This is a genomic window from Mycoplana sp. MJR14 (assembly GCF_029210525.1).
GTDB lineage: Bacteria > Pseudomonadota > Alphaproteobacteria > Rhizobiales > Rhizobiaceae > Mycoplana.
On record NZ_JARGEO010000002.1, the window covers coordinates 428413 to 447480 of the forward strand.

General features: G+C 66.9%; 17 protein-coding genes, 1 pseudogene and 1 riboswitch. Of the genes and pseudogenes, 9 read left to right on the forward strand and 9 right to left on the reverse strand.

Annotation, left to right across the window (positions count from 1 at the left end; translation table 11 throughout):
- Positions 1-124 precede the first annotated feature (124 nt).
- Both crcB and P0086_RS06315 read right to left on the reverse strand, forming a co-directional pair.
- Positions 125-505, reverse strand: coding sequence for a fluoride efflux transporter CrcB (gene crcB / locus P0086_RS06310; RefSeq protein ID WP_112611434.1), 381 nt, complete (start codon positions 503-505; stop codon positions 125-127).
- A gap of 90 nt (positions 506-595) precedes the next feature.
- Positions 596-657: riboswitch (Fluoride riboswitch) on the reverse strand.
- 74 nt (positions 658-731) lie between these two features.
- Positions 732-1283 (reverse strand): HdeD family acid-resistance protein, encoded by a 552-nt coding sequence (locus tag P0086_RS06315; protein ID WP_112600439.1) that lies wholly within the window; start codon positions 1281-1283, stop codon positions 732-734.
- A gap of 151 nt (positions 1284-1434) precedes the next feature.
- Between P0086_RS06315 and betI the strand changes: the two are divergent.
- The 4 genes and pseudogenes from betI to betA all read left to right on the forward strand — a co-directional run.
- A pseudogene (betI, locus tag P0086_RS06320) lies at positions 1435-2007 on the forward strand (transcriptional regulator BetI); the annotation flags it as partial.
- Between the two features lie 291 nt (positions 2008-2298).
- A complete protein-coding gene (betC, locus tag P0086_RS06325) occupies positions 2299-3828 on the forward strand; it encodes a choline-sulfatase (RefSeq protein WP_275783673.1) in 1530 nt (509 codons plus the stop codon).
- A gap of 1 nt (position 3829) precedes the next feature.
- Entirely contained in the window at positions 3830-5293 is a 1464-nt protein-coding gene (gene betB / locus P0086_RS06330) for a betaine-aldehyde dehydrogenase (RefSeq protein ID WP_275783676.1), read from the forward strand.
- Positions 5294-5481: 188 nt separating this feature from the next.
- On the forward strand, positions 5482-7134 hold the full coding sequence (betA, locus tag P0086_RS06335; RefSeq protein ID WP_275783679.1) for a choline dehydrogenase: 1653 nt from the start codon (positions 5482-5484) through the stop codon (positions 7132-7134).
- A gap of 52 nt (positions 7135-7186) precedes the next feature.
- On the opposite strand, the gene P0086_RS06340 is transcribed toward betA, so the two are convergent.
- The 6 genes from P0086_RS06340 to P0086_RS06365 all read right to left on the reverse strand — a co-directional run bounded on the left by P0086_RS06340 (position 7187) and on the right by P0086_RS06365 (position 12116).
- Positions 7187-7660 carry a DUF6644 family protein gene (locus P0086_RS06340; RefSeq protein WP_162714792.1) on the reverse strand — a complete coding sequence of 158 codons (474 nt, stop codon included), beginning with the start codon at positions 7658-7660 and terminating at the stop codon, positions 7187-7189.
- Positions 7661-7678: 18 nt separating this feature from the next.
- Positions 7679-8062 carry a DUF6152 family protein gene (locus P0086_RS06345; protein WP_112599898.1) on the reverse strand — a complete coding sequence of 128 codons (384 nt, stop codon included), beginning with the start codon at positions 8060-8062 and terminating at the stop codon, positions 7679-7681.
- Between the two features lie 258 nt (positions 8063-8320).
- Positions 8321-9352, reverse strand: coding sequence for a sulfate/molybdate ABC transporter ATP-binding protein (locus P0086_RS06350; protein ID WP_275783682.1), 1032 nt, complete (start codon positions 9350-9352; stop codon positions 8321-8323).
- A gap of 16 nt (positions 9353-9368) precedes the next feature.
- Positions 9369-10223, reverse strand: coding sequence for a sulfate ABC transporter permease subunit CysW (cysW, locus tag P0086_RS06355; protein ID WP_112599900.1), 855 nt, complete (start codon positions 10221-10223; stop codon positions 9369-9371).
- A complete protein-coding gene (gene cysT, locus P0086_RS06360; RefSeq protein WP_275783684.1) occupies positions 10213-11073 on the reverse strand; it encodes a sulfate ABC transporter permease subunit CysT in 861 nt (286 codons plus the stop codon). Before cysT ends, cysW begins: the two co-directional genes overlap by 11 nt.
- A gap of 23 nt (positions 11074-11096) precedes the next feature.
- Positions 11097-12116, reverse strand: coding sequence for a sulfate ABC transporter substrate-binding protein (locus P0086_RS06365; RefSeq protein ID WP_112599902.1), 1020 nt, complete (start codon positions 12114-12116; stop codon positions 11097-11099).
- Positions 12117-12619: 503 nt separating this feature from the next.
- Here P0086_RS06365 and P0086_RS06370 point away from each other — a divergent pair.
- From P0086_RS06370 to P0086_RS06385, 4 genes are read left to right on the forward strand one after another with little or no spacing between them, the layout of a single operon-like run.
- Complete coding sequence (locus tag P0086_RS06370; protein ID WP_112611422.1) at positions 12620-13369, forward strand: phosphoadenylyl-sulfate reductase; 750 nt, start codon at positions 12620-12622, stop codon at positions 13367-13369.
- Positions 13370-13413: 44 nt separating this feature from the next.
- A complete protein-coding gene (gene cysD, locus P0086_RS06375; protein WP_148180231.1) occupies positions 13414-14367 on the forward strand; it encodes a sulfate adenylyltransferase subunit CysD in 954 nt (317 codons plus the stop codon).
- Position 14368: 1 nt separating this feature from the next.
- Entirely contained in the window at positions 14369-15847 is a 1479-nt protein-coding gene (gene cysN, locus P0086_RS06380; protein ID WP_275783692.1) for a sulfate adenylyltransferase subunit CysN, read from the forward strand.
- A gap of 14 nt (positions 15848-15861) precedes the next feature.
- On the forward strand, positions 15862-16191 hold the full coding sequence (locus P0086_RS06385) for a hypothetical protein (protein WP_275783695.1): 330 nt from the start codon (positions 15862-15864) through the stop codon (positions 16189-16191).
- Here the strand turns inward: P0086_RS06385 and P0086_RS06390 are convergent.
- Entirely contained in the window at positions 16143-18086 is a 1944-nt protein-coding gene (locus P0086_RS06390) for a BTAD domain-containing putative transcriptional regulator (protein WP_275783698.1), read from the reverse strand. The genes P0086_RS06385 and P0086_RS06390 overlap by 49 nt on opposite strands.
- Positions 18087-18207: 121 nt before the next feature.
- On the opposite strand from P0086_RS06390, the gene P0086_RS06395 reads away from it, so the two are divergent.
- Entirely contained in the window at positions 18208-19050 is an 843-nt protein-coding gene (locus P0086_RS06395) for a DUF1194 domain-containing protein (RefSeq protein ID WP_275783700.1), read from the forward strand.
- Positions 19051-19068: the final 18 nt, after the last annotated feature.

Consider the following 19068-nt stretch of genomic DNA (forward strand, 5'->3'; position numbering starts at 1 on the left):
GGAAACTCTTCTGTACCAATCCTGAACAATCCCTTTCACCAACATGACAGTTTGATGAAACTTCAATGACTGCAAAGGGTTATGTAGAATTTCGCTCAAATGCGCTTCATCGAAACACACGCCGTCACGCCACCGGAAACAGCCGGGCGAGGAACAGGCCGGCAGCGACGGCGGCAAGCGACAGGACCACGCTTGCGAGTACGTAGAGGAGCGCCGCGCCGACATGGCCGCGCTCCCACAGAACCGCCGAATCCAGCGCGAAGGCGGAGAACGTCGTGAAGCCGCCGAGAACGCCGGTGGTCAAAAGCAGCCGGACCTCCTGCGGCAGGTGGCCGCGAAAGGCGAAATAGCCGGCAAGCAGCCCCATCGCCATGCAGCCGACGACGTTGACGGCGAGCGTTCCGAGCGGAAAGCCGGTGCCGAACAGGCGCGCGGCGAGAATGTTGACGCCATGGCGTCCGGCGCCGCCGACGCCTGCCCCGAGAAACACGATGAGATAGTTCATTGTCGCTACCCTTCCACGATGTGGCGGTAACGGACATCACCCGCGAACGGCTGCCGGACACATGCCTGCCCCGGGCGACCTTCCGGTCCGCCTCTGGCAGGAGCCATCAGCCGGTCTGGCGGTTGTCGGGGAGCTCCATCCCCATCACACCCGCCTTTCCTATCGCGGCCACAGCGGCGCTGTCAAACGGCAGCGACGCCGTTTCGGGTTCGCCCGGTCGGATCGCTCAGACCTTGCGCAGCGCCAGGCCGAAGCCGATCAGCGCCCAGCCCTGCATGGCAAGGTCGAAGGCCAGGAACAGGCCGAGCAGCCACAGGCTGTTGACCGGCCAGCCGATCAGGAAGACGAGACCGGCGAGCGCGGTGACGATGCCGCCTGCGAGCAGCCAGCCCCAGCCGCGCTCCTCCTTGGAGCGCATTGCCACCCAGATCCGGAACAGGCCGGAGACCAGCAGCGCGCAGGCCATGAACAGCGTCAGGACCTTGGAGGTGAGGATGGGATTGACGAAGGCCAGCACGCCGGCGGCGAGATAGAGGAGTGCGCTCAGCACCCAGTAGATCGTGTCCTTCCACGCCTTCACCTGGAAGGCATGGGCGAGATAGACGGCGCCGCCGACGATCATCAGCATGCCGACATAGTAGACGGTGACGACGGTGGCCCAGAGAAGGTTGCCGGCGGCGATGAAGCCGAAGACGAGCAGTGCGATGCCGAGGGCAACGAACCAGCCCCATTTGCCGCGGACTTCCGACAGACGCGGTATTGACGATTGCACAGCCATGACGACCCCCCGATAGCTGAAACAAACCAATTCGATAGTAGCACGAAATCGGCAGTTGTCATGATCCTGGCAGTTCGCGTCGGCGGTCGTCAGATTTTTATTGATTGGCCAGTCAATTAAAAATAGCATGCCGGCCAAAGGGAGACAGCGGGTGCCGAAGATCGGAATGGAGCCGGTGCGCCGGAAGGCGCTGATGGACGCGACGCTGAAGGCGGTCGGCGATCATGGTTCGCTGGCCGTGACCATGTCGGAGATCGCCCGGCATGCGGGCGTCTCCCCGGCCCTGGCGCATCACTATTTCGGCTCCAAGGAGCAGTTGCTGCTCGCGACAATAAGGAGTCTTCTCCAGCACTTGCGCGACGATGCTGTGAAAGCTGTTCGGGCCGTTCACACGCCGCGTGAGAAGCTGACCGCCATCATCCGTGTCAGCTTCCATGCCGACCAGTTCGCGCCGGAGACGATCGCCGCCTGGCTCGCCTTCTACGCCGAGGCGCAGCGCTCGGAGGAGACGCGGCGGCTGCTCGTCCTCTATGCCCGCCGGCTGCGCTCCAACCTCGTCGCGAGCCTTGCAAGCCTCTGCCCGCGCGCCGACGCGGTCCGCATCGCCGAGGGCGCGGCCGCGATGATCGACGGGCTCTACATCCGCCAGGGCCTGCGGGCGGCCCCGATCAGCGCCGACGCCTCGATCGCGCTGACGGAGGACTATCTCGACGCGCAGCTGCGGATGGTCGAATCGAACCTAGCTGCGGCCGCCCCTCATCCGCCTGCCGGCACCTTCTCCCCGCAGGCGGGGCGAAGGATCGACGCGGCACGCCCGCCAGGCCACCCTCCCCTTGAGGGGGAGGGTCGGAGCGCAGCTCCGGGGTGGGGTGACGACCCGCAAACCCAGCACGCGATCGGTCCTGTCGCAGGATCACCCCCACCCGCCGCTGCGCGGCGACCTCCCCCCTCGAGGGGGCGGTAAAGTACGCGCCTCCGCCACGTTCACCCATTGCGACCCAAGGAACCACGCTCCGTGACCGCCAGAAAGCCCAATATCCTGATCATCATGGTCGACCAGCTGAACGGAACGCTGTTTCCGGACGGGCCGGCGGAGTTTCTGCATGCGCCGCACATCAAGGCGCTTTCGAAGCGGTCGGCGCGGTTTGCCAACAACTACACCTCCTCGCCGCTCTGCGCCCCGGCCCGCGCCTCGTTCATGGCAGGCCAGCTGCCCTCCCGCACGCGCGTCTACGACAACGCCGCCGAATACGTCTCCTCGATCCCGACCTTCGCCCATCACCTGCGCCGGGCCGGCTACTACACCGCCCTTTCCGGCAAGATGCACTTCGTCGGTCCCGACCAGCTGCACGGCTTCGAGGAGCGGCTGACGACCGACATCTACCCGGCCGACTTCGGCTGGACGCCGGACTATCGCAAGCCCGGCGAGCGGATCGACTGGTGGTACCACAACATGGGCTCGGTCACCGGCGCGGGCGTCGCCGAGATCACCAACCAGATGGAATATGACGACGAAGTCGCCTTCCTCGCCAACCAGAAGCTCTACCACCTCTCCCGCGAGAACGACGACGAGGGCCGCCGGCCGTGGTGCCTGACCGTGTCCTTCACCCACCCGCACGACCCCTACGTGGCGCGCCGCAAGTTCTGGGACCTCTACGAGGACTGCGAACACCTCGCGCCCGCGGTCGGCATGCTCGCCGAGCAGGACCCGCACTCCAAACGCATCCTGCATTCCTGCGACTATGCGAGCTTTGCGATCACCGAGGAGGACGTCCGCCGCTCGCGCCGGGCCTATTTCGCCAATATCTCCTACCTCGACGAGAAGGTGGGCGAACTGGTCGACACGCTGACCCGCACGCGGATGCTGGACGATACGCTGATCCTGTTCTGCTCCGACCACGGCGACATGCTCGGCGAGCGCGGCCTGTGGTTCAAGATGAACTTCTTCGAGGGCTCGGCGCGGGTGCCGCTGATGATCGCCGGCCCCGGCGTCGCGCCCGGCCTGCACCGCAGCCCCGTCTCCAACCTCGACGTGACGCCGACGCTCTGCGACCTCGCCGGCATCTCGATGGACGAGGTGATGCCCTGGACCGACGGCGAAAGCCTGGTTCCGGTGATCAACGGGGCGGAGCGGACATCGCCGGTGCTGATGGAATATGCGGCCGAAGCTTCCTACGCGCCGATCGTCGGCATCCGCGAGGGCAAGTGGAAGTACATCCACTGCGAGCTCGACCCGGAACAGCTCTACGATCTGGAGAGCGATCCGCAGGAACTGACCAATCTCGCGACCTCGGACAATCCCGTCATCCGGGCGACGCTGGAGGCGTTCCGGCAGATGCGCGAGGCGCGCTGGGACATGGCCGCCTTCGACCAAGCGGTGCGCGAGAGCCAGGCGCGGCGCTGGGTGGTCTACGAGGCGCTGCGCAACGGCGCCTACTACCCCTGGGACCACCAGCCGCTGCGAGATGCCTCCGAGCGCTACATGCGCAACCACATGAACCTCGACAACCTCGAGGAATCCAAACGCTACCCGCGGGGAGAATGAGATGAGAGCCCAGCCGAAAGCCAGCCACTTCATCGACGGCGACTATGTCGAGGACACCGCGGGCACGCCGTTTACGAGCCTCTACCCGGCGACCGGCGAGGTGATCGCGAAGCTGCATGCGGCCACGCCTGCGATCGTCGAGAAGGCGATCGCCTCTGCCAAGCGCGCGCAGAAGGAATGGGCGGCGACGAGCCCGACGGCGCGCGGGCGCATCCTCAAGCGCGCCGCCGAGATCATGCGCGAGCGGAACCGCGAGCTGTCGGAACTCGAGACACTGGACACCGGCAAGCCGATCCAGGAGACGATCGTCGCCGACCCGACGTCGGGCGCCGACAGCCTGGAATTCTTCGGCGGCATCGCGGCTGCCGGGCTGAACGGCGACTATATCCCGCTGGGTCAGGATTTCGCGATCACCAAGCGGGTGCCGCTCGGCGTCTGCGTCGGCATCGGCGCCTGGAACTACCCGCAGCAGATCGCCTGCTGGAAGGCCGCGCCGGCGCTCGTCTGCGGCAATGCCATGGTGTTCAAGCCGTCGGAGAACACGCCGCTCGGGGCGCTGAAGATCGCCGAGATCCTGATCGAGGCGGGCCTGCCGAAGGGGCTGTTCAACGTCATCCAGGGGGACCGGACGACCGGGCCGCTGCTGGTCGAGCATCCCGACGTCGCCAAGGTGTCGCTGACGGGATCGGTGCCGACCGGCAAGAAGGTGGCGGGGGCCGCGGCGTCCTCGCTGAAGCACGTGACGATGGAGCTCGGCGGCAAGTCGCCGCTGATCGTCTTCGACGATGCCGACCTCGAAAGCGCCATCGGCGGCGCGATGCTCGGCAACTTCTATTCCACCGGCCAGGTCTGCTCGAACGGCACCCGCGTCTTCGTGCAGAAGGGCATCAAGCAGAAGTTCCTGTCGCGGCTGAAGGAGCGGACGGAAAAGATCGTCATCGGCGAGCCGCTGGAGGAGGCGACGCAGCTCGGGCCGATGGTGTCGAAGGCGCAGCGCGACAAGGTGCTGGACTATATCGGCAAGGGCAAGGCCGAGGGCGCCACGCTTCTCACCGGCGGCGGCATTCCGAACCACGTACCCGGCGAGGGCTACTACATCCAGCCGACCGTGTTCGCCGACGTGACCGACGAAATGACCATCGCCCGCGAGGAGATCTTCGGGCCGGTGATGTGCGTGCTCGACTTCGACCACGAGGACGAGGTGATCGCCCGCGGCAATGCGACCGAATTCGGCCTCTCCGGCGGCGTCTTCACCCGCGACATCGCCCGCGCCCACCGCGTGGTCGACAGGCTGGAGGCCGGCACGCTGTGGATCAACACCTACAACCTCTGCCCGGTCGAGATCCCCTTCGGTGGCTCGAAGCAGTCGGGCTTCGGTCGCGAGAACTCGCTGGCGGCGCTGCAGCACTATTCGGAGCTGAAGACGGTCTACGTGTCGATGGGGCCGGTCGAGGCGCCGTATTGAGATGACGGACGAAGCCTGCGGGCAACGCCCCTCACCCTAACCCTCTCCCCGCGAGCGGGGAGAGGGGACGTAGCACGCGGCTCGTCGAAATCCCGGCGACGGCGCGGCATCTTCCTTCTCCCCGTTCACGGGGAGAAGGTGGCGGCAGCCGGATGAGGGGCAATCAAGCAAACTTTCGGATTCAGACCATGACTCAGGCAGACTACATCATCATCGGTTCCGGCTCGGCCGGTTCGGCGCTGGCCTACCGTCTCTCGGAGGACGGCAAGCATAGCGTCATGGTGCTGGAATACGGCGGGTCGGACATCGGGCCGTTCATCCAGATGCCGGCGGCGCTCGCCTGGCCGATGAGCATGAAGCGCTACAACTGGGGCTATCTGTCCGAGCCCGAGCCGAACCTGAACAACCGGCGGATCACCGCCCCGCGCGGCAAGGTGATCGGCGGGTCGTCGTCGATCAACGGGCTCGTCTATGTGCGCGGCCATGCGGAGGACTTCAACCGCTGGGAAGAGCTCGGGGCCCGCGGCTGGGCCTATGCGGACGTTTTGCCCTACTTCAAGCGGATGGAGCACAGCCACGGCGGCGAGGACGGCTGGCGCGGCACCGACGGGCCGCTGCACGTCAAGCGCGGCCCGGTCCACAACCCGCTGTTCCATGCCTTCATCGAGGCGGGCCAGCAGGCCGGCTTCGAACTGACCGACGACTATAACGGCTCCAAGCAGGAAGGCTTCGGGCTGATGGAGCAGACCGTCTGGCAGGGGCGGCGCTGGTCGGCGGCGAATGCCTATCTCAAGCCGGCGATGAAGCGGCCGAACGTCGAGCTGGTGCGGTGCTTTGCCCGCAAGGTCGTGATCGAGAACGGCCGCGCCGTCGGCGTCGAGATCGAGCGCGGCGGCAAGATCGAGGTGGTCCGCGCCAATCGCGAGGTGATCGTCTCGGCCTCCTCGTTCAATTCGCCGAAGCTCCTGATGCTGTCGGGCATCGGCCCGGCGCAGCACCTGAAGGAGATGGGGATCGAGGTGAAGCTCGACCGGCCGGGCGTCGGCGCCAACCTGCAGGACCACATGGAGTTCTATTTCCAGCAGGTCTCGACCAAGCCGGTCTCGCTCTATTCCTGGCTGCCCTGGTTCTGGCAGGGCGTCGCCGGCGCGCAGTGGCTCTTGTTCAAGAAGGGGCTCGGCATCTCCAACCAGTTCGAGGCCTGTGCCTTCCTGCGCTCCGCGCCGGGCGTCAGGCAGCCGGACATCCAGTACCACTTCCTGCCGGTGGCGATCTCCTACGACGGCAAGGCGGCGGCGAACACGCACGGCTTCCAGGTGCATGTCGGCTACAACCTGTCGAAGTCGCGCGGCAACGTGACCTTGCGCTCGGCCGATCCGATGGCCGACCCGGTGATCCGCTTCAACTACATGAGCCACCCGGAGGACTGGGAGAAGTTCCGCCACTGCGTGCGGCTGACGCGCGAGATCTTCGGACAGAAGGCGTTCGACAAGTATCGCGGGCCGGAGATCCAGCCCGGCGCGAAGGTGCAGAGCGACTCGGAGATCGATGCGTTCCTGCGCGAGCACCTGGAAAGCGCCTACCACCCCTGCGGCACCTGCCGGATGGGCGACCGCGACGACCCGATGGCCGTCGTCGACCCGGAGACGCGGGTGATCGGCGTGGAGGCCTTGCGGGTGGCGGACTCGTCGATCTTCCCGCACGTCACCTACGGCAACCTGAATGCGCCCTCGATCATGACCGGCGAGAAGGCCGCCGACCACATCCTCGGGCGCCAGCCCCTGCCCCGCTCCAACCAGGAGCCCTGGGTCAACCCGCGCTGGGAGACGAGCGACCGGTAGGGCCGCCTGCCCCGGTATCCGTGCCTCCGGAAGAGCCGAGGCGGCGACCCGGCTACAGAAACCCGATCCAGCGGCCGGCGACGACGGCGGCGGTCCAGAGGAGGATCGAGGCGGTGGCGCCGAGGCGCAGTGCGCGGTCGGGCGCGCCGCCTTGCCGGACCGCCTTCCAGCCACGGCTAAAATGCACGGCCGCGACGTTGACGAGCCCGAGCGCGATCAGGCCCAGCTTGGCGAGGAAGGCGGGGTTGGCCGCGTATTCGAAGGGCCGGACGGTGAACAGGCAGAGGCCGGTGGCGACGGCGGCGGCGAGGCCGATGGCTGCGATCTTCGACAGGTAGGGCGCGACGGCTGCGAGCGGGATCTGCCCGGCCCGTCCGAGAAGCCGCAGATCGAGCGCCAGGATCGCCCCGAACAGCATGCCGATCGACAGGATATGGGCGGCATTGACGAAGAGATAGAAGGTCGCCGACGCCTTCAGCGCCGAGGCGAGCGCGGAGGTCGCGAGCCAGTCCTGCAGCCAGGCCAGCGCCTGCATGGGCGCCGCCTAGTTGATCTGGATCCGGTCGGGATAGATGTCGAAGACCTTGCCGTTGACGGTGATGCGCACGGCCTTCATCCGCTTTTCGCTCAGGTCGAGCGAACGGTTGCCGAGGACCACGACCTCGTCGCCCGGCTTGGCGGTGCCCTCGACGAAGCCCGCGCGCTGCGTCTGGCGCGGATTGCCGAGCTCGATCTTCCACAGGCCGTCGCTGGCCGTCTCGACCTCGAGCGAGGGATGCGGCGGGGCGATCGTGACGCTGCGGACGATGCCGGTCAGTTCGGTCTGCTTCTCCTCCGCCCAGGCCCAGCCGTGATGGGCGAGCGCGGCAGTGGCGGCGAAGACAATGGCGGCGGCGCTGGCCGCGAACACTGCGTTCCTGCGGTGCATGACGCGTTCCTTTCGTTGCGGTGACAGAGACCGTAGGTAGCGTACATCCACCGGAAGGCGAGGCGGATCACCATTGCTTGATCCGGCGCGTGATCGGGCTTTCGATCGGACACGAAAGGCGCCGACCGGCCGGCACGACGCATCGTGCTGCGGCCGGCGCGCGTGCGGGCCGGAAAGCCGGAGCCGAGCCGTGCGCCCCTCGCCTCCTGGACGCAGGGGCTTGCGGGCCGCCCGGGGACGGGCAGCCCGGAGACGCCGTCAGTAGAACAGCTTCCAGCGGGTCGGACGGAACGACAGGATCGCGCCGTTGGTAGCGCTCGCCTCCAGCGGCACCTCGATCTCGACGTGACAGGGTTCCGTGGCGGAGCCGAGCTCGACCTCGGCGATGCGGGTGCCGGCGAGCCGGCGGCTGGCGGTGACAGGTCCGGTCAGGCCCGGCCCGCCCTCGATCAGCGAGACGTCCTGCGGCCGGAAGAACAGTCGCGCCTCGCCGTCGCGCTGGGCGGTCAGCCCGGTCGGCGCGCCGTGGAAATGCACGACGCCGCCCTCGACCTTGACCGGCAGGTTGGCGCTTTCGCCGATGAAGGAGAAGACGAAGGGCGAATTCGGCCGGTCGTAGACGTCGTCGGAGGAGCCCACCTGCTCAATCTTGCCCTGGCTCATGACGACGACGCGGTCGGCGAGCTCCAGCGCTTCCTCCTGGTCGTGGGTGACGAAGACGGTGGTATGGCCGGTGCGGTCGTGGAACTCGCGCAGCCAGCGGCGCAGCTCCTTGCGCACCTTGGCGTCGAGCGCGCCGAACGGCTCGTCGAGCAGGAGCACCTTCGGCTCGATCGCCATGGCGCGGGCGAGCGCCACGCGCTGGCGCTGGCCGCCGGAAAGCTGGCTGGGGAAGCGTTTCTCCAGGCCGGTGAGCTGGACCATCTCCAGGAGCTCCAGCGCCCGGCGGCGGATCTCGGCCTTGGGCGGGCGCTGGCCCTTGGGGCGGACCTTCAGGCCGAAGGCGACGTTGTCGAGCACGCTCATGTGCCGGAACAGCGCATAGTGCTGGAAGACGAAGCCGACATTGCGCTCCTGCACCGACCGGTAGGAGGCGTCCTCGTTGCCGAAGAAGATGCGGCCCTGGGTCGGCTGCTCGAGGCCGGCGATCAACCGCAGCAGCGTCGTCTTGCCGGAGCCGGAGGGGCCGAGAAGCGCGATCAGCTCGCCAGATTCGATCTTCAGCGACACATCATGCAGGGCGGGATAGAGCTCGAATTCCTTGCGGATCTTTTCAACGCGAATTTCCATGTGCGGTCTGCTCTTCTCAGTGTTTCTGGCCGGCCGACAGCTCGGAACCGTAGCGGGTTTCTAGAATGGTCCGGAGCACGAGCGTCAGCAACGCGAGAAGCGCCAGAAGCGACGCGACGGCGAAGGCACCGACGACGTTGTAGTCGTTGTAGAGGATTTCGACATGCAGCGGCATCGTGTTGGTCAGGCCGCGGATGTGGCCGGAGACGACCGAGACGGCGCCGAACTCGCCCATGGCGCGGGCATTGCAGAGCAGCACGCCATAGAGCAGCGCCCACTTGATGTTCGGCAGCGTGACGTACCAGAAGGCCTGCCAGCCATTGGCGCCGAGCGAGATCGCCGCCTCCTCGTCGCCGGTGCCCTGGTCCTGCATCAGCGGGATCAGTTCGCGGGCGACGAAGGGGAAGGTGACGAAGATCGTCGCCAGCACGATGCCGGGCACGGCGAAGACGATCTGCAGCCCATACGACTTCAGGATCGGCCCCAGCATCGAATTGGCGCCGAACAGGAGCACGTAGACGAGGCCGGAAATGACCGGCGAGACCGAGAACGGCAGGTCGATCAGCGTGATCAGGAAGGACTTGCCGCGGAAGTCGAACTTGGCGATCGCCCAGGAGGCGGCCAGGCCGAAGAGGAGGTTGGCGGGCACGGCGATGGCGGCGACCAGCAGCGTCAGCCGGATCGCCGAGACCGCGTCCGGCTCCTGCAGCGCGAGGAGATATTCCTCGATGCCCTTGCTGAAGGCCTCGGTGAAGACGATCACCAGCGGCGTCAGCACGAACAGCGCCAGGAAGGCGAGGACGGCGGCGATCAGGCCATAGCGGACCGGGGCGCTCTCGCTGATCGGGTTCTTGAAGCGCTCATTGCTCATAGCCGAACCTCCGCCTGCTCCACGCCTGGATGAAATTGATGAGGAACAGCATCAGAAACGAGATGATCAGCATGACGGTGGCGATGGCGGTCGCCGCCCCATAGTCGAACTCCTCGAGCCGGATGACGATCAGCAGCGGGGCGATCTCGGAGACGAAGGGGATGTTGCCGGCGATGAAGATGACCGAGCCGTATTCGCCGATGCCGCGGGCGAGCGCCAGCGCGAAGCCGGTGAGGATCGCCGGCGTCAGGCCGGGCAGGATGACCCGGAAGATCGTCTGGAAGCGGCTGGCGCCGAGCGAGGCTGCCGCCTCCTCCACTTCGCGGCTGATCTCCTGCATCACCGGCTGCACGGTGCGCACGACGAAGGGCAGGCCGATCGCGATCAGGGCGACGATGATGCCGAGCGGCGTATAGGCGACCTTGATGCCGAGCGGGGCGAGCAAGCTGCCGATCAGCCCTTTCGGGGCGTAGATCGATGTCAGCGCAATGCCGGCGACCGCGGTCGGGATGGCGAAGGGCAGGTCGACGATCGCATCGACGACGCGGCGGCCGGGGAAATCGTAGCGCACCAGCACCCAGGCGGCGATGACGCCGAAGAAGACGTTGACGACGGCGGCGATCAGGGCGGTCGAAAACGACACCTTGAGTGCGGCGAGCGTGCGGGGATCGAGAACGAGCCGGAGGAAGTCCGATCCGCCGAGGGAGGCGGAACGCCAGGCAAGGGCTGCCAGAGGGATGAGGATGATGAGCGTCAGGTAGGCCAGCGTAAACCCGAGCGTCAGTCCGAATCCCGGAATGACGCTCGGGTTTTTCCAGTGCCACCGCGCAGCGCTGCGGGCGGATGTCATGTGTTCGTCGGTTCCCCTCGGTGTCAGTTCCCGGGCTTGTAGACCTGGTCGAAGATGCCGCCGTCACCGAAGAACTCCGGCTGCGCCTTCTTCCATCCGCCGAAGTCCTCGATCGTCACCAGTTCCAGCTTCGGGAACTTCTCCAGAAGCTTGGGATCGACGACGGAGGGATCCGACGGGCGATAGAAGTTTCCGGCCGCGATGTTCTGGCCTTCCTTGCTATAAAGATATTCCAGGTAGGCGTTTGCAAGCTTTTCCGTGCCCTTCGCCTCGGCATTGCCCTTGACCACGGCAACCGGCGGCTCGGCATAGACCGAGAGCGAGGGGGCCACGATCTCGAACTGGTCGGGTCCCAGTTCCTCGAGCGCCAGCCAGGCCTCGTTCTCCCAGGAGAGCAGCACGTCGCCGATGCCGCGCTCGACGAAGGTGGTGGTGGAGCCGCGCGCGCCGGTATCGAGCACAGGCACGTGCTTGAAGAGCGTGGTGATGTATTCGGTCACCTTGGCCTTGTCGCCGCCGAACTGCTTGTCGGCCCAGGCCCAGGCGGCGAGGAAGTTCCAGCGGGCGCCGCCGGAGGTCTTCGGGTTCGGCGTGATGACCTCGACGCCGTCCTTGACCAGGTCGCCCCAGTCCTTGACGCCCTTGGGATTGCCCTTGCGAACCAGGAAGACGATGGTCGACGAATAGGGCGTGGACTTGTTCGGCAGCAGGGTGCGCCAGTTTTCCGGGATCTTCTTCGTGTGCTCGGCGATCGCGTCGATGTCGGCCTCGAGCGCCAGCGTGACGACGTCGGCCTCCAGGCCGTCGATGACGGAGCGGGCCTGCTTGCCCGAACCGCCGTGCGACTGCTGGATCGAGACGTCCTCGCCGGTCTCCGCCTTCCAGTGGGCGGCGAAGGCGGCATTGTACTGCTTGTACAGTTCACGGGTGGGATCATAGGACACGTTCAGCAGCGTCGTTTCCGCCCAGGCGGTGGCAACACCGCCGACGGCCAGGCCCAGACCCAGCACGACAGCGCTCAAGCGTTTGGAAATAATAGACATTTTCCACTCCCTCTTCGATTAGTGAACAAACTCTATTCACTCAGTAGAGTATGTCAACATTGAAGGCGGACTTTGCAAAAGTGGTTCCCTGCAACGCTCGGAAGGGCAAAACCGTTCCGGCCGCCGGGGGAGAAGGCGACATGCTTCTGCCGCAAAAGTGCCGTGTGGCGAAACGGGGCCGGCATCAGGCGAGCCCGCAAAAGGAGCGTTTTCGGCCCCTTCCACAGCTTTAATGGCACGGCAGCAGAGCCGCCACAGTAGGGCAAAGGCGGCGATTGCGGAAGCCGGCACGTCGCTGCGGCAACGACCGCGGCGGCCCGGCGGCGAGGCGGGCGCGCGGGCCCTGCCGTCGGCGCGCGGCGACGGCAGGGCGGCAGGATTTCTGTTATAGACGCGAGATAGAGAGATATTTGCTCTAAGCCGGAACGAATGGAAATCCGTTTTTCTGTCCGCCTCGTGAGGTGCCTGCGATAATCCGGCCAACTTTGGACAGGGCCCTTCCCATGACTGCAGTGACGGAACACAGCGCCGCCAAGACGCTCAACGAACAACTCGCCGAACTCGACCTTCCCGCCCGGCTGGCGCTCGTCGCAAGCCTCGGCGGGCGGACCGTGTTCACCACCAGCCTCGGCATCGAGGACCAGGTGATCACCGCCGAGATCGGCCTGAACCGGCTGCCGATCGACGTCGCGACCCTCGAGACCGGTCGTCTCTTCAAGGAGACGTCGGACCTGATCGGCGAGACGGAGGAACGCTTCGGCATCGAGATCGTCCGCTACCATCCGCAGAAGGACGACCTGGACGCGTTCATCGCCCAGTACGGGCTGAACGGCTTCTATGAAAGCGTCGAAGCGCGGCACGCCTGTTGTGGCGCGCGCAAGCTGAAGCCGCTTGCGCGCGCGCTCGAAGGGGCATCCTTCTGGATCACCGGTCTGCGCCGCGGCCAGTCCGGCAACCGGGCGGAGACGCCCTTTGCCGAGTACGACGCCGAGCGCAACCTGATCAAGGTGAACCCGCTTGCCGACTGGGACATCGACACGATCAAGGCCTATGTCGCCGACAACGCCGTGCCGGTGAACCCGCTGCATGCGCGCGGCTACCCGTCGATCGGCTGCGAGCCGTGCACCCGGGCCATCAAGCCGGGCGAGCCCGAGCGCGCCGGCCGCTGGTGGTGGGAGAACGACGAGAAGCGCGAATGCGGTCTGCACGTTCCCGAAGCCGCCATCCCTTCGCTTAATTCCAGTTCGCTCTGAGGCCACGACCCACAGCCGAACAGATTTCCGGAGAAAGCCAGAGAATGACCGATATCCGCAACGAGGCGGACGCCAGGGGTGCTGCAGCATCCAAGCCGCCGCTCGATCCGCATCTGAAGGCGCTCGAAAACGAGGCCATCCATATCTTCCGCGAGGTCGCCGCCGAGTTCGAACGGCCGGTGATGCTCTATTCGATCGGCAAGGACTCGTCCGTCCTCTTGCATCTCGCCCGCAAGGCCTTCCATCCCGGCCGCGTCCCCTTCCCGCTGCTGCACGTCAACACGGGCTGGAAGTTCGCCGAGATGATCGCCTTCCGCGACGAGATCGTGAAGCGCTACGACCTCGACCTGATCGAGCACGTCAACCCGCGCGGTGCGGCCGAGAACGTCACGCCGTTCACGCACGGCTCGGCCCGCTATACCGACATCATGAAGACCGAAGCGCTGCGCCAGGCGCTCGACGCCGGCAAATATGACGCAGCCTTCGGCGGCGCGCGGCGCGACGAGGAGGCCTCGCGGGCCAAGGAGCGCATCTATTCGTTCCGCACGCCCGACCATCGCTGGGATCCGCGCAACCAGCGCCCGGAGCTCTGGAACATCTACAACGGCATGATCAACCGCGGCGAGAGCGTGCGCGCCTTCCCGCTGTCGAATTGGACCGAGGTCGACATCTGGCGCTACATCCAGGCCGAGAACATCCCGATCGTGCCGCTCTACTTCGCCGAGAAGCGCCCCTTCGTCGAGCGCGACGGCATGATGATCCTCGCCGAGGATCCGCGGCTGGAGCTTCTGCCCGGCGAGACGAAGCAGGAAGGCGTCATCCGCTTCCGCACGCTCGGCTGCTTCCCGCTGACCGGCGCCATCCGCTCGACCGCGACGACGCTCGACGACATCATCGCCGAGCTGGAGACCGCCACCGTCTCCGAACGCCAGGGCCGCGCGATCGACCGCGACCAGTCCGGCTCCATGGAAAAGAAGAAGCGTGAGGGGTATTTCTGAAATGACCGTATCGGCAACTGCAACCGTCGCCGCCTTCCCGGCCGTCGAGACCGAACGCGTCACGCGCGATTCCCGCCCCTTGCGGCTGATCACCTGCGGCAGCGTGGATGACGGCAAGTCGACGCTGATCGGCCGGCTGCTCTGGGACACCAAGGCCGTCAAGGAAGACCAGGCCGCCACCCTTCAGCGCGATTCCTCCGGCAAGCAGAACGACCTCGGCCTGCCCGATTTCGCGCTTCTGCTCGACGGCCTGCAGGCCGAGCGCGAGCAGGGCATCACCATCGACGTCGCCTATCGCTATTTCTCGACCGACCGGCGCTCGTTCATCGTCGCCGACACGCCCGGCCACGAGCAGTATACCCGCAACATGGCGACGGGTGCGTCGACCGCCGACCTCGCCGTGCTGCTGGTCGACGCCCGCAGCGGCATTCTCGAACAGACGCGCCGGCATGCGACGATCGCCACCCTCATGGGCATCCGCCAGTTCGTGCTCGCCGTCAACAAGATCGACCTGACCGGCTACGACCGCGCCCGCTTCGAGGAGATCAGCCACGAATTCAAGGAACTGGCGCTGTCGCTCGGCGTCAAGCAGATCACCGCGATCCCGGTCTCGGCGCTGAAGGGCGAGAACGTCGTCTATGACGGGCGCGCCTCCATGCCCTGGTACGAGGGGCCGACGCTGGTCGAGACGCTGGAGAAGGCCACCGTCCGCTCCAACCAGACGGTCGGCTTCCGCCTGCCGGTACAGCGCGTCTCGCGGCCGGGCGAAAGCTTCCGCGGCTATCAGGGCACGGTCGCCGGCGGCGCGGTGAAGCCCGGCGACAGCGTCGTCGTGCTTCCCTCCGGCATGGTCGCCAACGTCAAGCAGATCGTCACCTTCGACCTCGTGCGCAACGCCGCCGTCGCCGGCGACGCGATCACGCTGGTGCTCGACCGGCAGGTGGACGTCTCGCGCGGCGACATGATCGTCTCGATCGACAGCCAGCCGATGACCGGCCGCCGGTTCGACGCCCAGATCGTGGCGCTGCAGCCGGAAGGCATCGTCCCGGGCAAGCGCTACTGGCTGAAGAGCGGCAGCCGCCGCCAGCGCGTCAGCGTCGCGCCGGCGAGCCAGCTCGACCTGAAGAGCGGCAAGTGGAACGCGGCGGACGCCCTGCCGATGAACGCGATCGGCAAGGTGGGGCTGACCTTCGACGAGCAGGCGGTCTTCGACACCTACGAGCAGAACCGCACCACCGGCGCCTTCATCCTGATCGACCCGGATACGCACAACACGATTGCGGGCGGGATGATCACCGGCCGGCACTCCGAACTCGGCGGCATCCACAAGGCCGACGAGCGGGTGATCCTGTCGCTGCCGGCGGACCTCGCCGACAAGCTGATGGCGACCGAGATCTTCGCAAGCCGCCGCCACGACGCCGAGGTGCGCCACACCAATGCCGGCCGCGCCGCGGAACTGCTCTCCGGGCTCGACGAGTAGGCGGCACGCATCGAATGGAAAAGAAGGGGCTGCGCGAGCGGCCCCTTTTTCGTTTTCGGAACAGGCGGCGCGCACCGGCCCCGGTCGCGCAGGCCGCTTCAGAAGAAGCTGAAGTCGTCTGCTGTCAAGGACGTGCGCGGCAGCAGGGTGGCAAACGTCACGGCATCCGCCTCGCCGGTGCCGTCGGCGTCGAACATCAGGCGGCCGGAGGCCTGGTGGTAGACGATGCGGTCGCCGGCATCGAGGGCGGCCCTGCCCTTGACGAAGGCATCCGGACCAAGCGCGCGGCGGCGGGTTACGGAAGTCCTGCCGTGCTCAGGCGCGCCATCAGCCAGTCGCAGTAGTGCGCCTGGCGGGCCAGCAGGAGACGGCGGAGATAGCGGCCGTCGAGCGACGGCACGGCCTGGCGGACATGGGCGACATCGGCCCAGGCCCGCTCCGCCTCCCCCCGGGCGGCGTGCGCCGCCGCGCGCAGCAGGCGGGCCCAGTGATATTCGGGAAGCACGGCGAGGAAGTGGTCCAGCCCCGCGATCGCCTGCTCGAAATCGCCGGAGGACAGATAGGCGTCGCCGCGAAAGAGAAACACCGGATGGTAGCCGGGATTGGTGAGATCCGCCTGGTCGAAGGCCGCATGCGCCTCCTCGATCCGGCCCGCACAGGTCAGGCCGGTGCCGAGCCAGGTGTGGAATTCGGCATCGTTGGGGTTGATGTCCGTGGCGCGGCGCAGCGCGTCCAGCCCGGCGCGGCCATCGCCCAGATAGGTCTGCGCCAGCCCGAGCGCGCTCAGGAGATAGGGCTCCCGGTCGTTCAGCCTGAGGCCGGCGAGCACCATGTCGCGCGCCTGCCGGAAGGCCTCCTGGGGATCGTCGACCCAGCCGTTGAAGGCGCTGTGGAAGTTGATCCAGGCCAGGCTCTCGCGCACGAGCACATGGCGCGGATCGGCGATGAGCAGCCGGTCGCACAGCCGGCGCGTCAGCACCATTCCCTCCCGGGTCGGCCGCTGGACGTGGTAGAACACCTGCAGGTACAGCTGCTCGGTGCCGGCGTCCTCCTGCGGCTTGGCGTCGGCGTCCCCGGCGGCGTGCCACATCAGGATCTGGTAGAGGCTGCCGACGATGGCGCGGACCAGCCTGTCCTGCCCGTCGGGCGCATCGAGGGCGGTTGCCGGGTATCGCCGGCTCCAGATCTGCGTGCCGCTCTGCACGGAGACCAGTTGCACGAGCACCGCGGCACTCTGTTGCACGGCTTCGTAGGAGAGCTCCACCACATAGGCCGCGTTCACGCGGCGGCCGATCTCCTCGATGGTGAAGTCCTTCGCCTTCATGGCCAGCATGGTCGCCGCCGCGACCACGGAGATGGGCGAGAAGCGCCCCAGTTCGGCGATCATCCGCCGCGTCAGCGTTTCGGCGAGGATGGCGAGCGCGTCGTTGCGGGAGAGATTGACCATCGGCAGGACGGCGACCCGCGGCCGGTTCTGCGCCGGGCGGCCATCCGGGACCGGGCGAGCGTCCCTCGTGCCCGCGGCCTCGCCCCGGACATGCTCCACGAGCCTGCGGGTTTCCTCGTCCATCGAAACGCCGAGGCCGCCCTCCAGCAGCGCCTGCAGCGTGTCGACGTGGCGCAGGGCCCGGCCGCGCTCGCCCCGTTCGAGATGGCTGCGCAGGATGACCCGGTGGGAGGGCTCGTGATAGGGGTCGTGCCGCAGGGTGCAGCGCGCCGCAGCCAGGGCCTGGGGCGCGTCGCCGGCCTGTTCCATCGCCGCAGCAAACCCGGTCAGGCAGTCGATCAGAAGATCGCGGTGGCGATCCCGCTCCATCCGCAGCCAGGTCTCGAGCGCCTCGTCCTGGAAGCTCAGCCCCTCCAGGAACTCGCCGTCATAGCTGTCGCCGGAAAGGTCCAGCCATCCGGTCGCGGCCGCCTCGAGCAGAGTGTCGACGTCGCTTTCGAGGGTGCCCCTGGCGATCCAGGCGGAGGCATGGTCGGTCACGACGGGCGCCGGGCCGTGGCCCTCGACGGCGTGCCGGATCGCGAAGAAGGCCTGCCGGAGGCTGTTTCGGGCATGCTCCTCGCTCTGTTCGGGCCACAAAAGGTCGGCCAGCCTGGCGCGCGCCACCGGCTTGCCGCCGGCCAGCGCCAGCATGGCGAGCAGGACGCGGTGCTTGCGCGAGGGTATGGCGATGCTTTCGCCAGTCGGGGCGAGCAACTGAAAGCGGCCGTACAAGCGCAGCGAGAAGCTCACCTGCCCCTCTTAAAAAAGCGGATCCCCGTATTCAATATAACGCTAATTTAACGGCGCAAAAGCGGCAAGCTGGCATAGTCCGAAGCGTTCTGGACCAAACGCGAGGGCGGAGGCTGGGGCATTGCTCAGGATACTTTTGGGGATCATCGCCATATTGGCCATGGCCGGCGCACCGGCCGCGCGCGCGGCGCATTGCGTCGATGTCGCGCTGGTGCTGGCCGTCGACGGTTCCGGCAGCATCACCGACGAGGAGTTCGCCTTCCAGAAGGACGGAATCGCCGCGGCGCTGCGCACCGACGAAGTGACGCGGGCGCTGGCGGCCGCCGGCACCGTGGCGCTCTCGGCGATCTTCTGGGGCGACGGCGAGTTCGCCGTGCAGAAACTCGGCTGGCACATCGTGCGGGGCCGGTTCGGCCTGGAGTATTTCGCGCGGGCGATCCAGGAAACGCCGCGCAAGGTCTTCGGCAACACCGATATCGGCAGCGGGCTCTGGGGGGCGCTGGACATGCTCGCCGACCCCGCGATCTGCGCGACCCGGATGCTGGTCAACCTTTCCGGCGACGGCCGGGAGACGATCGCGCCGAAGCGGCGGCAGGTGGCGTCGCTGGCGGCGGCACGCCGGCGGGCGCTCGAAATGGGCGTCACCGTCAATGCGCTGACCGTATCGGAGGAGGTGCCGGACCTGGCCGAGTACTATGCCAAGTCCGTGATCGTCGGCACCGGCTCATTCGTCATGGAGGTCCGGCGCGGCAGCGACTTCGCCGCGGCATTCCGGAAGAAGCTGGTGCGGGAACTGTCCCCGCAGACGGTCGCCGCGCTTAGAGCGGCGAGCGACAGCGCCGGACGTGCATCGTCCGGCGCTGCGGCAGGCTCAGAAATAGAAATACCAGAGGAGCAGCACCACAAACAGCGGAACGCCCATCAGCCAAAGAAGAAGTGCCCGGACCAACTTGTCCTCCCTTAATTGAACACGCTGGGGAGA

Bases quoted from the DNA above. Each gene is read 5' to 3' on its own strand.
- crcB (WP_112611434.1), bottom strand. From the start codon at position 505: ATGAACTATCTCATCGTGTTTCTCGGGGCAGGCGTCGGCGGCGCCGGA.
- P0086_RS06315 (WP_112600439.1), bottom strand. From the start codon at position 1,283: ATGGCTGTGCAATCGTCAATACCGCGTCTGTCGGAAGTCCGCGGCAAA.
- betB (WP_275783676.1), top strand. From the start codon at position 3,830: ATGAGAGCCCAGCCGAAAGCCAGCCACTTCATCGACGGCGACTATGTC.
- betA (WP_275783679.1), top strand. From the start codon at position 5,482: ATGACTCAGGCAGACTACATCATCATCGGTTCCGGCTCGGCCGGTTCG.
- P0086_RS06345 (WP_112599898.1), bottom strand. From the start codon at position 8,062: ATGCACCGCAGGAACGCAGTGTTCGCGGCCAGCGCCGCCGCCATTGTC.
- P0086_RS06350 (WP_275783682.1), bottom strand. From the start codon at position 9,352: ATGGAAATTCGCGTTGAAAAGATCCGCAAGGAATTCGAGCTCTATCCC.
- cysW (WP_112599900.1), bottom strand. From the start codon at position 10,223: ATGAGCAATGAGCGCTTCAAGAACCCGATCAGCGAGAGCGCCCCGGTC.
- cysT (WP_275783684.1), bottom strand. From the start codon at position 11,073: ATGACATCCGCCCGCAGCGCTGCGCGGTGGCACTGGAAAAACCCGAGC.
- P0086_RS06365 (WP_112599902.1), bottom strand. From the start codon at position 12,116: ATGTCTATTATTTCCAAACGCTTGAGCGCTGTCGTGCTGGGTCTGGGC.
- P0086_RS06370 (WP_112611422.1), top strand. From the start codon at position 12,620: ATGACTGCAGTGACGGAACACAGCGCCGCCAAGACGCTCAACGAACAA.
- cysD (WP_148180231.1), top strand. From the start codon at position 13,414: ATGACCGATATCCGCAACGAGGCGGACGCCAGGGGTGCTGCAGCATCC.
- cysN (WP_275783692.1), top strand. From the start codon at position 14,369: ATGACCGTATCGGCAACTGCAACCGTCGCCGCCTTCCCGGCCGTCGAG.
- P0086_RS06385 (WP_275783695.1), top strand. From the start codon at position 15,862: ATGGAAAAGAAGGGGCTGCGCGAGCGGCCCCTTTTTCGTTTTCGGAAC.